Annotated in this window: 11 protein-coding genes; 3 read left to right on the top strand and 8 right to left on the bottom strand. The window is 64.9% G+C overall.

Annotated features, from left to right (window positions below):
- Positions 1–16: 16 nt before the first annotated feature.
- The 3 genes from ABEA12_RS04785 to ABEA12_RS04795 are packed head-to-tail and all read right to left on the bottom strand — an operon-like array spanning position 17 to position 4640.
- Complete coding sequence (locus ABEA12_RS04785) at positions 17–1039, bottom strand: NAD-dependent epimerase/dehydratase family protein (protein ID WP_210100636.1); 1023 nt, start codon at positions 1037–1039, stop codon at positions 17–19.
- Complete coding sequence (locus ABEA12_RS04790; protein ID WP_210100637.1) at positions 1036–3618, bottom strand: alpha/beta fold hydrolase; 2583 nt, start codon at positions 3616–3618, stop codon at positions 1036–1038. The genes ABEA12_RS04785 and ABEA12_RS04790 overlap by 4 nt, the downstream gene beginning before the upstream one ends.
- The gene (locus tag ABEA12_RS04795) at positions 3615–4640 is read right to left on the bottom strand and encodes a 3-oxoacyl-ACP synthase III (protein ID WP_210100638.1); all 1026 of its coding nucleotides are present in this window, start codon (positions 4638–4640) and stop codon (positions 3615–3617) included. Before ABEA12_RS04795 ends, ABEA12_RS04790 begins: the two co-directional genes overlap by 4 nt.
- Positions 4641–5064: 424 nt before the next feature.
- On the opposite strand from ABEA12_RS04795, the gene ABEA12_RS04800 reads away from it, so the two are divergent.
- Entirely contained in the window at positions 5065–6249 is a 1185-nt protein-coding gene (locus ABEA12_RS04800) for an AI-2E family transporter (RefSeq protein ID WP_210100639.1), read from the top strand.
- A gap of 738 nt (positions 6250–6987) precedes the next feature.
- Here the strand turns inward: ABEA12_RS04800 and ABEA12_RS04805 are convergent.
- A complete protein-coding gene (locus ABEA12_RS04805; RefSeq protein WP_210100640.1) occupies positions 6988–8082 on the bottom strand; it encodes an AI-2E family transporter in 1095 nt (364 codons plus the stop codon).
- Positions 8083–8400: 318 nt separating this feature from the next.
- Positions 8401–9816, bottom strand: a complete 1416-nt coding sequence (locus ABEA12_RS04810; protein WP_210100641.1) for a glucose-6-phosphate dehydrogenase — start codon at positions 9814–9816, stop codon at positions 8401–8403.
- A gap of 115 nt (positions 9817–9931) precedes the next feature.
- On the opposite strand from ABEA12_RS04810, the gene ffh reads away from it, so the two are divergent.
- Positions 9932–11488, top strand: coding sequence for a signal recognition particle protein (gene ffh, locus ABEA12_RS04815; RefSeq protein ID WP_210100642.1), 1557 nt, complete (start codon positions 9932–9934; stop codon positions 11486–11488).
- Positions 11478–12653 (top strand): hypothetical protein, encoded by a 1176-nt coding sequence (locus tag ABEA12_RS04820; RefSeq protein ID WP_210100643.1) that lies wholly within the window; start codon positions 11478–11480, stop codon positions 12651–12653. The genes ffh and ABEA12_RS04820 overlap by 11 nt, the downstream gene beginning before the upstream one ends.
- 22 nt (positions 12654–12675) lie before the next feature.
- On the opposite strand, the gene ABEA12_RS04825 is transcribed toward ABEA12_RS04820, so the two are convergent.
- From ABEA12_RS04825 to ABEA12_RS04835, 3 genes are all read right to left on the bottom strand, one after another.
- Positions 12676–13338 carry a PepSY domain-containing protein gene (locus tag ABEA12_RS04825; protein WP_210100644.1) on the bottom strand — a complete coding sequence of 221 codons (663 nt, stop codon included), beginning with the start codon at positions 13336–13338 and terminating at the stop codon, positions 12676–12678.
- 287 nt (positions 13339–13625) lie between these two features.
- Positions 13626–14738 carry a YihY/virulence factor BrkB family protein gene (locus ABEA12_RS04830; RefSeq protein WP_210100645.1) on the bottom strand — a complete coding sequence of 371 codons (1113 nt, stop codon included), beginning with the start codon at positions 14736–14738 and terminating at the stop codon, positions 13626–13628.
- Positions 14739–14871: 133 nt separating this feature from the next.
- Positions 14872–15864: a DNA topoisomerase IB gene (locus ABEA12_RS04835; RefSeq protein WP_210100646.1), complete on the bottom strand. Its 993-nt coding sequence runs from the start codon at positions 15862–15864 to the stop codon at positions 14872–14874.
- Positions 15865–16458: the final 594 nt, after the last annotated feature.

Here is a 16458-nt window from a genome sequence, read left to right on the forward strand (position 1 = left end):
GCGATGTTCCCCGCGTTTAGGAGGTTTCCTCGGCTCCCGTGCCGCCATAGTGCGCGGCCAGCCGGGCCATGCCCTCATCGAGGCTGACCTGTGGGGTCCAATCAAGCACCTCGCGGGTTTCGCGCTGATCGAACCAGTGCGCCGTGGAGAGCTGCTCGGCCAGGAACCGGGTCATCGGTGGCTCGTCGTGCACCAGGTTCCCGGCGGCCAGCCAGATGCGCTCGATGAGCGAACCGGCGCCGCGGGCCAACCAGCCCGGGACGTTCAGCCGAGGGGCCGGAACCCCGCCGGCCGCACAGATCCCGGCCATCAGTTCGGCCACGGTGCGCGGTTCGCCGTTGGTGATGACCAGCGCGCGCCCGTGGGCCTGGTCCATGCGTTCGAGCCCGCGCACGATTCCGGCGGCCGCATTGTCCACATAGGTGGTGTCGATCAGCGCCGCACCGTGATCCAACAAGGGAAGCCGCCCGCTGCGGGCACGCTCGATCACGCGCTCGACCAGCTGGGTGTCCCCGGGGCCCCACACCACGTGGGGGCGGATGGCGGTGACCTTGAAGTCCGCGCAATCCCGGGCGAGCGCGCTGAGTTCCGCGGCGGCCTTGGACCGGGCGTAGTTTCCCCGGGCGCGGTCCGGATCGGCGACACCGGATCCAGCACCGGCCAGCGGCTCGCCGAAATGGGCGACCGAGGGGGAGGAGACGAACACGAAGTCCCTGACCCCTGCCTCGGTTGCAGCTTCGAGCAGCGTGTTGGTGCCGGTGATGTTGGTGGCGACGAAGTCGCGCCATTCACCGGTGAAGGAGACCTTGGCAGCCAGGTGGATCACCGCGTCCATGGAGTCAACGGCACGGCGCACCGCCGCCGGGTCACTCAGCGATCCGAGCACCTCATCGGTGGCCGCGTCCGAGGCCCCGCGCTGGAAGGTGCGCACATGGTGTCCCTTGGCGCGCAGCAGCGCGGCCACGGCGCCACCGAGCAACCCGCTGGCACCGGTGACCAGCACGCAGCGAGGGGTGCCGGAGGGGACGCGCGCGTTCATGGGTTGCGGATCCTTCCCCCGGCCAGCGTGCCGGTGGCCCAGAGCGCCAGGGCGCTGCGATCGATCTTGGAATTGTGCCTGATGTCGGTGGGCATCTCAGGGATTACCAGCACGGCGGAGATGGTGATGCCGGTGGCCGCGAGGGCCGCACGGACGCGGCGCGCAAGCTCTGGCTGCGCCGGCGCGGCGCGGCGGGCCGGCGGCACGGTTTCCATCACGATCACCGGCACCTGGTTGCCAGCCGGGCCCACCCCGACCAGGGCGGCGCGTCCTGCGCCTTGAACAGATTCGGCGGCGTGTTCCCCGGCGACCGGGGTCATGGGTCCTTCGGGGGTGCTCAGCACGTGGGTGAGGCGGCCCTCGACCCAGAGCCGTCCTGTGTCATCGAGGTGTCCCACGTCCCCGGTGCGGTGCCAGCCGGGGATCGAGGTGCTCAGCGCCTCGGTGATCCAGAGCCGGTCATAGCGGTCCTTCACGTGCGGGGCGCGCACCAGGATCTCGCCGGTTTTGCTCGTATCGGTGAGGGGTTCGCTTCCGGGGACCCCGCCCGAATCCAGTGGCGCAATGGCGATCTTGGCTCCGGCCACGGCGGTTCCCACGCAGACCCCGTTGCCCTTACCTGCAGCACGGATGGATTCCAGGTCGATGTCGGTGACCGGCAGCGCCTCGGTCATCCCGTAGGGGGTATGGACCTTGGCCGCCGGAACCAGGTCCTGGACCCGGCCCAGCAGCGGTTCGGGGATCGGTGCGCCGGCCGAGAGCATCAGCGAGATCCCCTGCAGCGTCGTGCGCTGGGCCTCGGAGAGCGCGTTCTCGGTCTGGAGCACATTGGCCAGGGCTGCGGGGGAGGCGAACACCGCTGTGGCGTTCACCGCGGCGGCCGCGTCGGCCAGCGCGGAGGCGGTGAGCGTGGCCGGTGCGGTGACATCCATGTCCGGTGTCACCGAGGTGGCGCCCAGGGCCGGGCCCAGCAGCGCGAACGGGGCGAACCCGGCCACCAGTGCGGAGCCTGCCTTCAGGTCGTAGGTTTCACGCAGGGTGTCGCGCATTGCGGCCAGTTGCCGGTGGGTGTAGACCACGCCCTTGGCCGGGCCGGTGGATCCGGAGGTGAAGAGCACCGCGGCGTCGGCATCCGGGTCCGCAGCGGTGAAAGCCGTCCCGTGTTGCGCCGCCTGGGTGCCGGCGGCCAGCAGCTCCGCTACGGTGTGGGAGACGCCGAGCATCTTGGCCTTCGCGGCGGGCAGCTCATTGAGCGCAATGCGTACCCCGGGCCAGCCGAAGAGCCGGGCGCCGAGCAGTGCCCGGTCGATCCCGATGAGGTAGCCGGGGCCTGCACCGCGGATCGCGCGGCCCATGCCCTTGGTTCCCAGGCCCGCATCTGCCACCACGATCACCGCGCCCAAGCGCAGGCAGGCGTAGATCAGCGAGGTCAGTTCGATGCCCGGGGGCACCAGCAGGTTCACCCGGTCACCGGAGGCAACCCCGATCGAGGCCAGTCCGCGGGCCAGGGCGTCCACGCGGGTGCCCAGCTGCGCCCAGGACAGCGAGTTGGGCGGGTTGATGTCCACCACGGCCAGCGAGGTGTCGTGCGCGCGTTCATCGAGCTCGGCCAGCATGGGACGGTATCCGGCCAGGGCCGGAGCCCGGTGGGCCGGCGCATGATCGCATGCCAGCCAGTCAAAGACCGGGGTGGCGATGTCCCGGTCCTCGGTGAGCAGGTGGCCGGCACCTTCGAAGCGGTGCACCGAGGCGTGGGGCAGCCGGGAGATCAGATCGCGCAGGTAGCGGTCGGAGAAGACCGGGTCCTTGGGGCCCCAGAGAAACAGCGCAGGAACCTTGAGCGAGCGGATGCCCTTTGAAATTGAATCAAGGGCGGCCCGGGAGGGATGGTCTTCAGTGAAGGGGATGTCGGCAACGAAGTTGGCCACCCCGGTGCGCCTGGCGGCGTTGGTGTACGGGGCCATGAACGCGCGGCGGATTACCGGTTGAAGCGACGGGTTGGCCAGGGAGTGGGTGGTGCGCAGGAAAGCGTCGGTTCTTTTGGTTCCCCAGCCGTGCACCGCCGGGTTCGAGGCCAGGCGCAGCGCTGTGGGGAGTTCGAAGCCCGCGGGGTGCACCGCGGTGTTGGTCAGCACCACCGAGGCGAGCTGCTCCTGATGTTCCAGGGCCCAGCCCATCGAAATGATGCCTCCCCAGTCGTGGCCCACCGTGGTCACAGCCCCGGTGAGCCCCAGTGCCCGGGTCAGGTCGCCCAGGTCGTTGACCCGGTCCGCGAGCCGGCGGAAGACCCCGGTGCGCACGGAGAAGCCCATGTCCAGCTGGTCGACGGCGATGACGCGGAAGGGCAAATCGTGGGTGGAAACATGCGCCAGGAGGCTGCGCCACAGGTAGGACCAGGTGGGGTTGCCGTGCACGCACAACAAGGTGCCCACCGCGGTGATCGACTTGGCCGCTAGTTCCTCCTGGTTATCGAGCAGGTGCCATTGGTGCCGGGTCCCGGGCTCATCGGCTCCCGAGGTGGAGGGAACCATGATGCGCCGTGAATACCGGGCGTCCACACCCGGGAAGATCTCACTCACCAGGCAAGCTCCATCATGGCGGTGTTCAGCCCGGATCCGACCCCCATGCACAATACCCGGTCACCGGGCTTCAGGGTCGCCGCTTCCTGCGAGAGCGTCATCGGCAGCGAGGCCGGACCGACATTGCCCCACTTGGGGAACGTGATGGGCACCCTCTCGCGGACCAGACCCACGGCCTTGATGATGGCGTTTGTGTAGGAGTTGGAGACCTGGTGGGTCACGTAGCGGTCCATGGAGCGCCAGTCCCACCCGGATTGGTGCGCCTCGTCCCAGGCGTTGACGACCAGCTCGAGGCCGTTGTCCAACAAGCCCTTGGTGTCGGTGTACATTCCGGCAGGCCCGCCGACGCAGAGCCCGTGGTGTTCGGTTCCGGCGCGGGACACCCCGCCCAGGATTCGGTGGGCGCCGGGGTGGGCATCGGCCGGGCCGATCACCGCTGCTGCGGCTCCAGAGCCCAGGGTGAGGGTGGCGAACTCGCGCAGGTAGTCCTCACGCGTGGAATCCGCGGCGTTGAGCCGGTTGAACGTGGTTTCCTGGGTGGGCTGGGCGTCCTCGGCGGCGACAACCAAGGCGTAGTTGATCTGCCCGGAGTCGATCATGTTCGCGGCCAGGGTCATGCCGTTGACAAAGCCCAGGCAGGCGTTGGCCACATCGAAGTTCATCGCGGAGGAGGGAAGGCCCAGCTTGTGGTGCACCTTCGAGGCCACCGAGGGTTCCAGGTTGCGCCGGGTGACGGAGGTGTTGATCAGCAGCCCGACCTGTCCCGGTTCGATCCCGGCCTCGGCCATGGCCTTGCCGCCGGCCTCCACGGCCGCGTCGTCGAATTCGGTGCCTTCGGCCCACCATCGGCGTTCCATCACCCCGGCGACACGTTCAAGCAGCTTTTTGGACAACCGCAGGCGTTTGAGGCTGGGCGCCAGCCGTTCATCGAACTCGGCAGAACTCAGGACCACCGGTGCCTGCACGCTGGTGACGGCCAAAAGGGCCGCGTTGTTGTGCCTAAACGTTGCGTTGCCGTTCAAAATCTAGCCTTCGTGTCGGGCCTGTCGTGCCGATGCCGGCCGCGCAGAATACGGACGTCAAAACCGTCACCGATTCCAACGAAAAGAAAATGTCCTTGTCCTACCGTATTCCCTACCGGGCGCTACGTCTCATCGTGGCGGGGCCCGGGTTCGCCGTGGCGCTTCTCCCGCGGCACGTTTGCCTCTCCCTTTGCCCCCGGAATCCGCGCCAATACACGGGATTTTGGCCCGCGCACGTTCCCCATGTCTCCCTGCGGGGGTTTCCCTAAGAGCCAAGAGATGTGCACCACGCGGCGCTGAAGATGATTCAGTGCCATCAGGGCGGTCCTTTCTGCAGTGATCGGGAGTACATTCGGTTCCACGACAGAGTTTGAGCGTCCAAGGCGCTCCGAAGATGGCAGCCATGCATGGAAGGCGGGATCAGGTGGAACCGAAGGAACCAGAGGCGGGAAAGAGCAGGGAAACCCGTGTGCGCCGCCGCTGGGTGTTGCCGGCCGGGATAGATGCGGCCGGGCTGCTGTCCTGGCGGATCCTTGGCATGGTCGGGGTCCTGGTGGTGATCGGCTATGTGATCGCCCGGCTCGAAGAGATCGTGGTCCCGTTCCTGATCGCGTTGTTGATCACCGCATTCCTCAAACCGCTCAGCAACTGGCTGATGTCCCACCGGTGGCCAAAATGGCTGGCGGTGATCGTTTCACTGGTCATTGCCGTGGGGGTCATCAGCGGAATGGTGGTGCTGGTGGAAACGCAGATAGCCTCCGGCCTGCCGGATGTCGAGGCACGCTCGGTCATTGCCTACCAAGAGTTCCGGCACTTCCTGGGCTCCTCGTCCCTGAAGATCAGCAGCGGACAGTTGGACACCTACCTGGGAAACTTGGTGAAGGAGTTGCAGCAACACGGCAACGAGATCTTCACCGGTGCATTGCTGGTGGGCAAGACCGCCGGCCGGCTGTTGGCAGGAACTTTACTGACCGTCTTCGCCACGATCGTGATGCTCATCGACGGCGCCGGTGTCTGGGCCTGGACGGTGCGTCTCTTTCCGCGGGGCATCCGTCCGGCCGTGGACGGGGCCGGGCAGGCCGGGTGGATCACGCTGACCAGCTTTGTGCGGGTGCAGATCCTTGTGGCCGCGGGAAACGGCGTGGGGATCGGGCTGGTTGCCTTCTTCATCGGCATGCCCCTGGTGGTGCCCCTGGCTATCGTGGTGTTCTTGGCCTCCTTCATCCCGGTCATCGGGGCCATTGTCACCGGGGCCCTGGCGGTGTTGGTGGCATTGGTTTACGTGGGGCCGATCCAGGGACTCATCATGCTTGGCGGGGTGTTGCTGGTGCACTTGTTCGAGGCCCATGTCATGCAGCCGCTGGCGATGGGCGCGGCGGTGAAGATCCATCCGCTGGCAGTGATCTTCGCCGTGGGTGCCGGATCGTACATCGCCGGAGTCCCCGGCGCGCTCTTTGCGGTTCCCACCGTCGCGGTGCTCAACGCCATGGTGCTCTACCTGGTCAAGCGCCCCTGGCGCTTGCCGGACCAATCCGCTGTGGAAAGTGAAGCGGGCTTGGCTGCAACGGGCGCCGACCCATCTGAACAGTCACCGCCGCAGAGCACTTGAGCCTACCGAATAGCCGTAAAAATCGAGGAAAGACATGGGCGCACGAGGCTATGGTGCGCCGTAACCACGGCAGTGGAGCTTTTTCACGGGTCAAAGAAGAGTGATAGATAACAGCCTTCGGGCAACGGACAACTGGCGTGGTTGGGAACCCAGGATGGGGTGCTCCAAGGGGGTAGATCCCTGTTCGACGGTGCCATCTGGGCCTTGGAAGTGCGAAGGAGGAAACCATTTGGCACACGCTACCCGTGTACATCACCCCATGAACTGGTTTCCCTGCCGTGAGTCCAGCAGTTCTCCAACATCTTCAACCCCGTATCAAGCCCCAGCGGCGGGCGAGCGGTGGACCGGTTCCTCCCTGGCAACCCGGAATCCAGCAAGTCGCCCACTGCCGATCCCAATCAGATCGGGATTTGGTTTAAGCAGCGCCGGACCCTGCTGGTCTCCAAGGCAACAGGGCCAAGGAATGCACGGAAGCGATCCGGGGAGCCAAAACAGCGAAACCCCAGCCGGCACACACCTGCGGATGCCGCCGGGTTCAGCGCGGAAAGCCTGGAGTTGGCGGTTCCCGATTCTGTAAGGCCACGCCCAAACAGCGTGCTGTGGCATTGCCTTGGATACTGCACGCGAATGGTTGAATGATCACTGGATCAACCAGGCAAGCTGTAGGGCATTCGAAACCGGATCCGTGACCCGACATCGAATCCCGATCCGACGCGGATGACCAGCACTGGTGCGAGGTCAGCGAAGGGCCTGTGGGGACGCCGGGGTCGATGCCGGTACCCACACCTGGATGATGGCCCACGCCACAGCGGTCAGGGGAACCGCCAGGATAGCGCCGAGGATCCCCGCCAACACCGCGCCACAAGTCAGCGCCAAGAGGATCACCAATGGGTGCACTTGCAAGGTGCGGCCCATGACCACCGGCTGCAACAGGTTTCCCTCCAGTTGGTTGACTGCCAGGATCACCGCGGCGACAATCACGCCATCGACCATCCCATTGCTCACCAAAGCCACCAAGGCAGCCAGCACACCGCTGGCCGTGGCTCCGATGACGGGGATGAACGCGCCAACGAAGACCAGCACCACCAAGGGCAAGGCCAACGGGACCTGCAGGATCAGTAGTGCCGCGCCGATCAACACTGCATCAATCACGGCAACGATCGCGGTGCCGCGCACGTATCCGCCCAGGATCGCGATGGTCTGCATCCCGGTGATCCGGGTCTTGGCCAACTTCACCCCGCGCAACCGCCGGATCCAGAACTCCCAGATTCGTCGTCCATCTTTGAGGAAGAAGAAGAGGATGACGGCCATCAACACGAATCCGGTGGCCAACTCGCCGAGCACCACGAGCCCGGTCATAGCGGTGTCGGAGGCTTCGCGGGAATCGGCGAAATCCACAACAGTGGACCGAAGCTTGTCCAAGGTTGATTCATCCATCGGCAGGGGACCGTTGACCAGCCATCCGGAGAGCTCGTCGAGTCGTTCCCCGGCCTTGGAAGCCAACGAGTTCCATTCGGCACGGGTAGTGGCAACGATCGCCAGGACAAGCGCGCCAAAAGTGGTAATGAGCAGCAGGAAAGCTGTCGCCGTGGCCAGGGAAGCGGGCCATGCATGGTTTCGCAGCCAAGTGACAAAGGGAGAAATCGTGGCAGCAAGGATCAATGCCAGCAAGAGGGGGACCACGACGATGGTGACTCGGCTCAGTCCGTAGATCACCAAGGCCGCCAAGACAATGATGAAGAGCAAATGCCGTGCCCGTTCCCCGGCCCGGGCTATTGCTCCTGTCCGGGCAGGGCCTTGAACGGGCGGGGTACGCCGGGTCTCATCGACCATGGGGGTTCGTTTCCTTTGTTCGGGCGTGATGCCGGCCGCGATTGCGGTGCATACCACCCTAAACGAAGAGCCGTGCCGTTGAGCCTTTCCGGGCCAAGACGTTGGTCCGAGTTGCTCTCCGGGGCGAGCTGCGGCGGTTCTGGCACCGGCATCGTGGAACCGACACCTCCGGGCTCCGGCGCTCACGACGCCGTTTTCCAAGCAACACGAAATCCACCTTGCATCTTCAATGCAAGGCCAACGCACTGGGCGAAGGCCTCCAGCGCCGATGACACCGAACGCGGCGGTGGCGTCGGGCAGGAATCCCGGGGTGAAGCCCTAGTCCGAGTTCGACTTCCAGCCCCTGGGCCCGTTTCCACCGGCCTTGTACTCCTGAAGCGGGACCTCGTTGGCGGCCCAGGCGGCCAGGATCGGGTCAACGATCCTCCAGCATTCCTCCGCGGTGTCCCCGCGCACCGAGAGCGTCGGATCCCCGGAGAGCACGCCCAGGAGCACTTCGCCGTAGGGCAGCAGATCCGGGGAGTTCAGTTCGGTGCCCAGGGTCACCCGGTTCAGGGTGTACATGTCCCCGGGCCCGTTCACATCCAGGTCCAGCTGAAGGGTGTCCGGGCCAAACCCGATGCGCAGCGTGGTGGGCAAGTCCGCCCCCTTGAACCCGGTGGGCAGGTGGTTGACGGGACGGAAGGTGATGACCGCTTCCTTGCGGGGGGTGCCCAGCGCCTTGCCGGCGCGCAGGATGAACTCGGTTCCGGCCCAGCGCGAGTTGTTGATGGCCAGGGTGACCTCGGCCAGGGTCTCGGTGTTTCGCGAGGCATCCACGCCGTCCTCGCTGGCATAATCCGGGACCTTTCGGCCCTTCGAGGTCCCGGCGGTGTAGCGGGCGCGGCGGGTGGAGTCCTTGATCTCCCCGGCCACGGCGGTGGCACGCAGCACCGAACCCAGGTGGTCGCGCACGTCGCGTTCGCCCAAGGTTGAGGGTGCATACATGCTCAGCAGGGCCAGGACTTGCAAGAGGTGGGACTGGATCATGTCGCGAAGCGCGCCGGCACTGTCGTAGTACCCAGCCCGGTTTTCCAGGGCGAGGTACTCGTCGTAGAAGATCTCGACCTTTTCCACGTGCTCGGAGGTGAACAACGGCTCCAGTAGCCGGTTGGCGAAGCGCAGGCCCAGGATGTTGAACACCGTGCCCTTGCCCAGGAAGTGGTCAACCCGGTGGATGTTTTCCTCAGGCACCAGCCGGATCAACGTCCTGTTCAGGTTCGCCGCGGATGCCTGGTCCGAGCCGAACGGCTTTTCCATCACCAGCACCGTGGATTCGGGAAGCTCCCCGGGCTTCAACGCCTCGCAGGCCTTCTGCGTCACCGCCGGAGGCAGGGCAAAGTAGAGCGCCACCGGGGCCTCGAGCGAGCTGACCAGCTTGGCCAGTTCCCCCTCCTTGGTGACATCGAGTTCGGTGAAGGAGGTGTGTTTGGGGATGGCCTTGAGTGCGGCCTTGCGGTGAGTGGTCGCACCTTCTGCGCTGGCCTGGCAGATGTCGGTGACGCGCTTGACCCATTGCTGTTGGGAATACCCCGGGCCGCCGGCCCCTGCGAGCTTGATTCCCGCAGCCTTGCCGGAGCCGATCAGCCGTGCCAGGCCCGGAAGCAGCAGCCTTCCGGTCAGGTCCCCGGAGGCGCCGAGGATCAACAATGTGCTTACATGGGTGTCGGCTTTGTTACCTGTTTGAGTACTCACTCTTCCAGAGTGCCACTTGTTGCCCGAAACCGGCAGGCTTTATTGGTAATCTTGGATGTTGAGTCCAGCGGGTTAGACCGCGCCTAACGCCCACAACGAAAGAAGTGCACGGCACGTGTTCAATTCACTCTCCGACCGCCTGACATCCACCTTCAAGAACCTTCGCGGGAAGGGAAGGCTCACCGAGGCCGACATCGACGGCACCGTACGTGAGATCCGCCGTGCGCTGCTCGATGCCGACGTCGCCGTCTCCGTCGTCCGTGCCTTCGTCGCCCAGGTGAAGGAACGCGCCCTGGGCGCGGAAGTCTCCGGCTCGCTGAACCCGGGCCAGCAGATCGTCAAGATCGTCAATGAGGAACTCGTGGGCATCTTGGGCGGTGAGACCCGCCGGTTGAACCTGGCCAAGGTCCCGCCCACGGTGATCATGCTCGCCGGGCTGCAGGGAGCCGGCAAGACCACCCTGGCCGGAAAGCTTGCCAAGCACCTCAAGGCCCAGGGCCACACCCCGTTGCTTGTTGCCTGTGACCTCCAGCGACCCAACGCGGTCAAGCAGCTCCAGGTCAACGGCCAGCGCGCCGGTGTCCCGGTGTACGCACCGCACCCCGGTGTCTCCTCCGAATTCGAGAGCGCGACCGGCGACCCGGTTTCCGTGGCCCGCGACGGCGTCGCCGAGGCCAAGGCCAAGCTGCACGACGTGGTCATCGTCGATACCGCTGGGCGCCTGGGCGTGGACGCCGAGCTGATGGCCCAGGCAGCGGACATCCGCGCCGCGATCAACCCCGACGAAGTGCTCTTCGTCATCGACGCAATGATCGGCCAGGACGCGGTGAACACCGCCCAGGCGTTCAACGACGGGGTCGGGGTCACCGGCGTGGTGCTGACCAAGCTCGACGGCGATGCACGCGGCGGCGCGGCCCTCTCGGTGGCTTCGGTGACCGGCAAGCCGGTCATGTACGCCTCCACCGGCGAGAACCTCGATGACTTCGAAATCTTCCACCCGGATCGCATGGCCTCGCGGATCCTTGACATGGGCGATGTCCTGACCCTGATCGAGCAGGCCGAGCAGAACTGGGACAAGGGCGAAGCGGAGCGGATGGCGAAGAAGTTCGCCGACCGCGAGGACTTCACCCTCGATGATTTCCTGGCCCAGATGGCGCAGATCCGCAAGATGGGATCGATGAAGAAGATCCTGGGCATGATGCCCGGATCACAGATCTCCCGCCAGCAGCTCGAGCAGTTCGACGAGTCGCAGATGGACCGCATCGAGGCCATCGTGCGCTCGATGACCCCGCACGAACGCGTCGCCCCGAAGATCATCAACGGTTCGCGCCGCGCTCGTATCGCTAAGGGCTCGGGCGTGCACGTCTCGGAGGTCAACTCGATGCTCGAGCGCTTCGGCGAGGCACAGAAGATGATGAAGAAGCTTGCCTCCGGCGGGGCGATGCCCGGGATGCCGGGGGGCCGCGGAGGAGCCAAGAAGGGCGCCAAGGGCGGTAACAAGAAGAAGCCGGCGAAGTTCGGCAACCCGGCCAAGGCGGCCCAGCTCGCGGCGGCGGAGGCGGAAAAAGCCAAGGCAGCGCCCTCGGGCGCGGCCTTCGGCGCCGGGAACAAGGAGTTCGATCCCGCGGACATGAACCTGCCAAAGGGGTTTGAGAAGTTCCTTGGCAAGTAGTGGGACAGGGGAGCAGCCGTGGCTGATCGCCTCCCTCGCCCTGATCTTCGATGAGCCGGCCGGAACGGCTGCGCATCAACGGATCGCCCAGACGCTGAGGGCACGGCAGAGCATCTCGCTGCTGGCTGAACCGGTTTCTTGGGGAGAACGCTGCGTGATCGAAATGGTGTTGGCTGTGAACACCGACGGCTTGATCGTCATGGCCGATGAGGCCGGAAAGATCAGCTTTGGGCAGCAGATCGAGGGATTCGCGATTGCGCTCAAGCGTGGCACCGGGGCGCGCTACGCCGAGTTCGATGACGCGGATGCCGAAACCGGGGAACCCATCGAGGATCCCACGCTCGTCCATCCCGCCGGGGGACGGTCGGTGCTGTTGGGTTCCTTCAATGAATCCGAGGTGGCTCTCTTCGCCGCGGCGTCCAAGACCACCTGGCGGTACTTCTCCACCGACCACGGCGACGTGGCGGTCCACGATGGCTACATGCCCGAGATCATGCTCCCGAAATCGGTTTTTCCCGCCGTTATGCTTTGCAAGCTGGGCCCGCGCTATTCGGCCGTCTTCTGGTTCGAGGGCCAGGACCGAAAGCTCCACGGCTACCCCGGCTTCGGGCATGGATTCTCGGTTCCCGTGCGCCCGGTGCTTGGCGCCGCCCCGGGCAGCGAGGCCGCCGGGGTCGAGGAATTCCTGATGCGCGAATGGCAAGCCCCTGATACCGAGGCGATCGCCTCGGTATCGGCCCATGGCGTGGATCTTGCGCAGATTACCGCACTTGAGGCGATGCTGGCCGGAGCCGGGTCAGCGGAGAAACTCCGCGCCCTGCTGGTCCTGCTGGGCCGAGATCCCGCCCTGGCCGGGTACCTCGAGGAGGACTCGGAACCGGAATCGGCGCGAACGATCGAACCACAGGGGAACGGCGGCAAGGCTGCTACCGGGTGGCGCAAGGTCTTCAACCCGTTGGCTTGGCGCCCGGCGACGCAGATCTGCTGGGGCATGCTCGAGGCGCTGGTTGCCCTTGCGCTGTTCACCATGACTGCCTGGCAGCAGCCCTGGGTGCCGCACTGGGCGGTGGTGCTGCTGGGAATCCTGTGGTCCATCGACGCACTGGGCAACCTGGCCGCGGGCATCTGGCGCTTGGCCAACCTCCGCCGGGGCCTTCGCGGCTAGTCAAGCTGCCGCGCGTGGTGGATCAGGAGCCGGGGATGAGCGATCCGTCCTTCGCGTTGATCGAGACCTCGATGTCGTCGCTGTTTCCCTTGGGCAGAATGTCGAATTCGTACTTGACTGATCCGTCTTCCTTGCCCTCGAGCTTCCAGGAGGTGATGGTGCCCTCCTGCTTACCGCGCGCGGTCTTCGCGGCATCCTCGAGTGCGACGATGTCATTGGTGTCAATGAGTTTCAGGCGGGCCTTGGCCACGTCGTCACCGGCCTGGTCTTCGTCGCTAGCGAGCTTTTCGAGGCTCTCGGCATCGAATTGCACCTCGAACTGGGCGGCGTCGGTCACCAACTCGATCTTGTATTCAAGCCCGCCGCGATCCCTGGGTTCGAGCTCTATCTCGATCGGATCGCCGGGAAATAACTTCCGGGCAGCCTCCAAGGCATCGTTCCAGCTTTTGGCCGGCGGGTTCTCGAAGACGTCCCGGGTCTCGGCGGCGCCTTGCGAAGCGCCGGAGGAGGGTGCTTGGCTACTCATGGGAGTCGAACCGGTGGGTTCGCTGCTCACCGGCGCCGTGCTGGGGGCGTCGTTGGACGGCGTCGTGTCCGTCGTGGATCCGGTCCCGGAGCATCCTGTGAACAGCGCCAAACAGGCAGCAGTGGAAGCAGCTAGGGTTAGTCCGGCCGAGATGCGCATGAGGTTTCCTCCAGTCGTGAAATCTAGCGGTGTGCAACGGGATCGATGTCTTGCTCCACGCTAGCCCCGCGATCGAGGCGCGGCAAGGAAGCCGGGCATGATCTTCGCCTGCACGGGGGAGCACTCCGCAAGTTTCCCGTCTACCCCACCGGGATTTGCTGCCCAGCAAACAGGTCGCGGGAAACGGCTTTTCCTCGCGCTCGTGACCAATAAGGCTCCCGAATGCCGGTAGCGCCGCACGTTGAGCGATTCAGCCCAATGGCTTTTGCGTCCCTGTGGACAACACACTATTGTTCGTCCGGGCCAGGTTCGGATCCTTCGTTGCCAGAGTCACGGCGCAGGTCCCTGCCTGCCTTGATGTCTTGATTCCATTGCTCTTGCATCTTGTCGCTGGCACCGGTGTCGCGCGGGGGGAGTTGCACGGAGGCCTCGGCCCTGATTCCGCCTTGGAGTTCGCGTGCGCGCTCAAGCTCGGCATCGAGAACCGCGCCGAAAAGAAGTGACAGGTTGGCGATGAATAGCCAAAGCAACAAGACAACGACGCCGCCGATGGCACCGTAGGTCTTGTTGTAGTTGCCGAAGTTGGAGACGTAGAAGAAGAACCCGAGTGTCGCCAGGGCCAGGATTGCCAGCGCGATCACCGCTCCCGGGCTGAGCCAGCGGAACTTGGGTTGCCTCACGTTCGGTGTTCCGTAATACAGCACTGCAACGAGCACAACGGCGAAGAGCACCAACAGCGGCCACTTAGCCATCTCCCAGGCCATCAGTGCGCTTGAGCCCAGGGAGACGGCATCCCCGATCGCCCGGGCCACGGGTCCGGAAACGACCAACAGGATAGCCATTGCAACGACCATGAGCAGCAGCACCAGGGTCAGCAGCAGCATCAGTGGCTTGAACTTGTAGTACGGGCGGCCTTCTTGCACATCGTAGATCTCGTTCATCGCACGCCCGAAGGCCCCCACATAGGCCGAAGCGGTCCACAGGGCGCCCAGAAGGCCCAGGAGAAGGGCAAGGCCGGCCGAGGGCGAATTGGCCAGTTGCTCGATGGGCTGGCGCAGGGTGTCGGCGACCTGAGCGCTGGCAACTTCCTCGATGACCCGCATCATGGACTGCGTCGTGGTCTTGGCCTGGCCGAGAACGCCCAGCAGCGAGACAAGAGCCAGCAAGGCAGGGAAGAGCGAGAACATGGCAAAGAACGTCAGGCCCGCAGCCAGGTCGATGCATTTTTTGCGAATCAGCTCCCGGAATGACCGTTTGATGACGTACTTCCACGCGGCTGCCCGCAACTGCGTCGGGGCGTCCGGTTTCCGTTTGTCATCGGGTTCCGGGGCCGTCCTTCCCTTTTCGGCGGTATCTGCTGCGGTTCCGGGCTCCGGGGTGGGTTCGTCAATGCGGGACATGCAACACCTCGTCAACTGATGGTTGTATCCGCGAAGCCTACGCGCTTCGGTGACGTTGAGCCTCCTTGTGTGGTTAGGAACGGCACCCTTGGCATTGGTGCGATGAGCACGCTTATGTTTCTGTGCTGGCTCATTACTCGTGCTGGTCCCCACTGCCATCCATCAGCAAGGAGAGCACTGACTTGTCCGGTTGTCGACTTAGGTTAGCCACCACTCCGCGTTCGAACAAATCGATTACGCGGGGATTCACGTAGGAATCTCGGGCCACTGCCGGGGTGTTGTGCAGCCACGTGGCGGCCTCCTGGAGGGCGGCCTTGGACGCCTCGGGTGATGTTGCCCCGATCTTCCGCGCGCGGGCCAAGGATCGGGCCGCCACCACGGTGCCTTGCCACGTCCGGAAGTCCTTGGCAGTGAAACCGTGCCCCACTATTTCACCCAGGTACGCATTGACTTCTGTGTCAGAGACCGCCTTCCAGGTCTTGCGTCGCTCCGAAACCACGGGATGGCAAATCGCCGGAGCCGAGCCAGGGGTGCGCGGCACGGAAGAAAAATACTCAGCCAAGAGCTCGTCCTGCAGGGTCACGTCCCACGCGCCGGCTGACTTGCCGCGAAATTTCAGATGCACTGTGCCGGCATCGAGCTGAACATGGCGCTTGCGCAACGTTGTGGCACCGAATGACCCGTTTTCCGCGGCGTAGGCAGCCCCGCCGACACGGAGACCGGCTACATCCATCAAGCGCACGGCCGCCGCCAATGCGCGGGCCCGCGGGTGGGTATCGTTTTTGAGGTCGCGCGTTATTCCCCGACGCATGGTTGGCAGCCGCTGTGCGAAGGCCAGTGAACGAATAAACTTTTCCTGGTCGCGGATCTCCCGCCATTGCGGGTGGTAAATATATTGGAGCCTGCCGGCGGCGTCGAGGCCGGTGGCCTGGATGTGGGCGGAAGGTCCAGAAGCGATCCAGACATCATTCCAAGCCGGCGGAATGGCCAGGCCATCGATTCGATCGAGAATACGTTGTGAGTGGATGCGTCGGCCATTTGCCGAAAGGTAGCTGTAGCCCCGCCCGGTGCGCTGTCGGCGTATCCCGTTGGTGCCGGGTTGTACACGTGCAAGTTGTTGTGCCATTTAGCTTACCTGCCCCGATGTGAGCGATGTCGCGGGACAGTGCCTCGCGAACGTGATTCGGTCCCCGGCATCTGCGGGAGTAAACGAGCCGGTGGTGTCCACTCTGGCCTAAGCAAGGCCAACTCGATGGGTGTCCGTGGGGAAAATGCCGACCACATCGGGAGCAGCCTGTGCACATCGGTCGGGGTCATGGAGAGAGGTGGCTTTCATTGACCAAGTCAAGCACCCCATACCTGTCGGTGACCAGAGAATTGCGGTCTCTGATCCGAACTTAGGTTTTCCGTCCGTGCGATAGCGCGGCTGGCTGGATTCCGGGAGGGTGAGGAGACGCAACCGCGATTATCCGGACCTCCAAGCCGCGACGGCGGATGGTTGCTTGCGTACTTGGGACGATGTCGTGTGTGCTCGGCGCGAAGCACCCGGCACCGGGACGCTGGATGGATCATGCGCCGGAAGTATCCGTTAAGGGCTCTACTGACTCTTCCGTGGGTCATCCCCGTCCCGGGAGTACCGGTTTCCGGCCTCCGAGGCTGAGCATCGCCAGGCCGATGAGGGCTTCGGGAGCTTTGAATCCGAAGGCCACCCGGGTGATGA

Origin of the sequence: Paeniglutamicibacter antarcticus, from assembly GCF_039544305.1 — a bacterium.
GTDB classification, from domain to species: domain Bacteria; phylum Actinomycetota; class Actinomycetes; order Actinomycetales; family Micrococcaceae; genus Paeniglutamicibacter; species Paeniglutamicibacter antarcticus_C.

What these genes read in the sequence shown, in the direction of transcription:
- ABEA12_RS04825 (WP_210100644.1), bottom strand. Translation starts at nt 13,338, where the DNA reads ATGCGCATCTCGGCCGGACTAACCCTAGCTGCTTCCACTGCTGCCTGT.
- ABEA12_RS04805 (WP_210100640.1), bottom strand. Translation starts at nt 8,082, where the DNA reads ATGGTCGATGAGACCCGGCGTACCCCGCCCGTTCAAGGCCCTGCCCGG.
- ABEA12_RS04835 (WP_210100646.1), bottom strand. Translation starts at nt 15,864, where the DNA reads ATGGCACAACAACTTGCACGTGTACAACCCGGCACCAACGGGATACGC.
- ABEA12_RS04830 (WP_210100645.1), bottom strand. Translation starts at nt 14,738, where the DNA reads ATGTCCCGCATTGACGAACCCACCCCGGAGCCCGGAACCGCAGCAGAT.
- ABEA12_RS04785 (WP_210100636.1), bottom strand. Translation starts at nt 1,039, where the DNA reads ATGAACGCGCGCGTCCCCTCCGGCACCCCTCGCTGCGTGCTGGTCACC.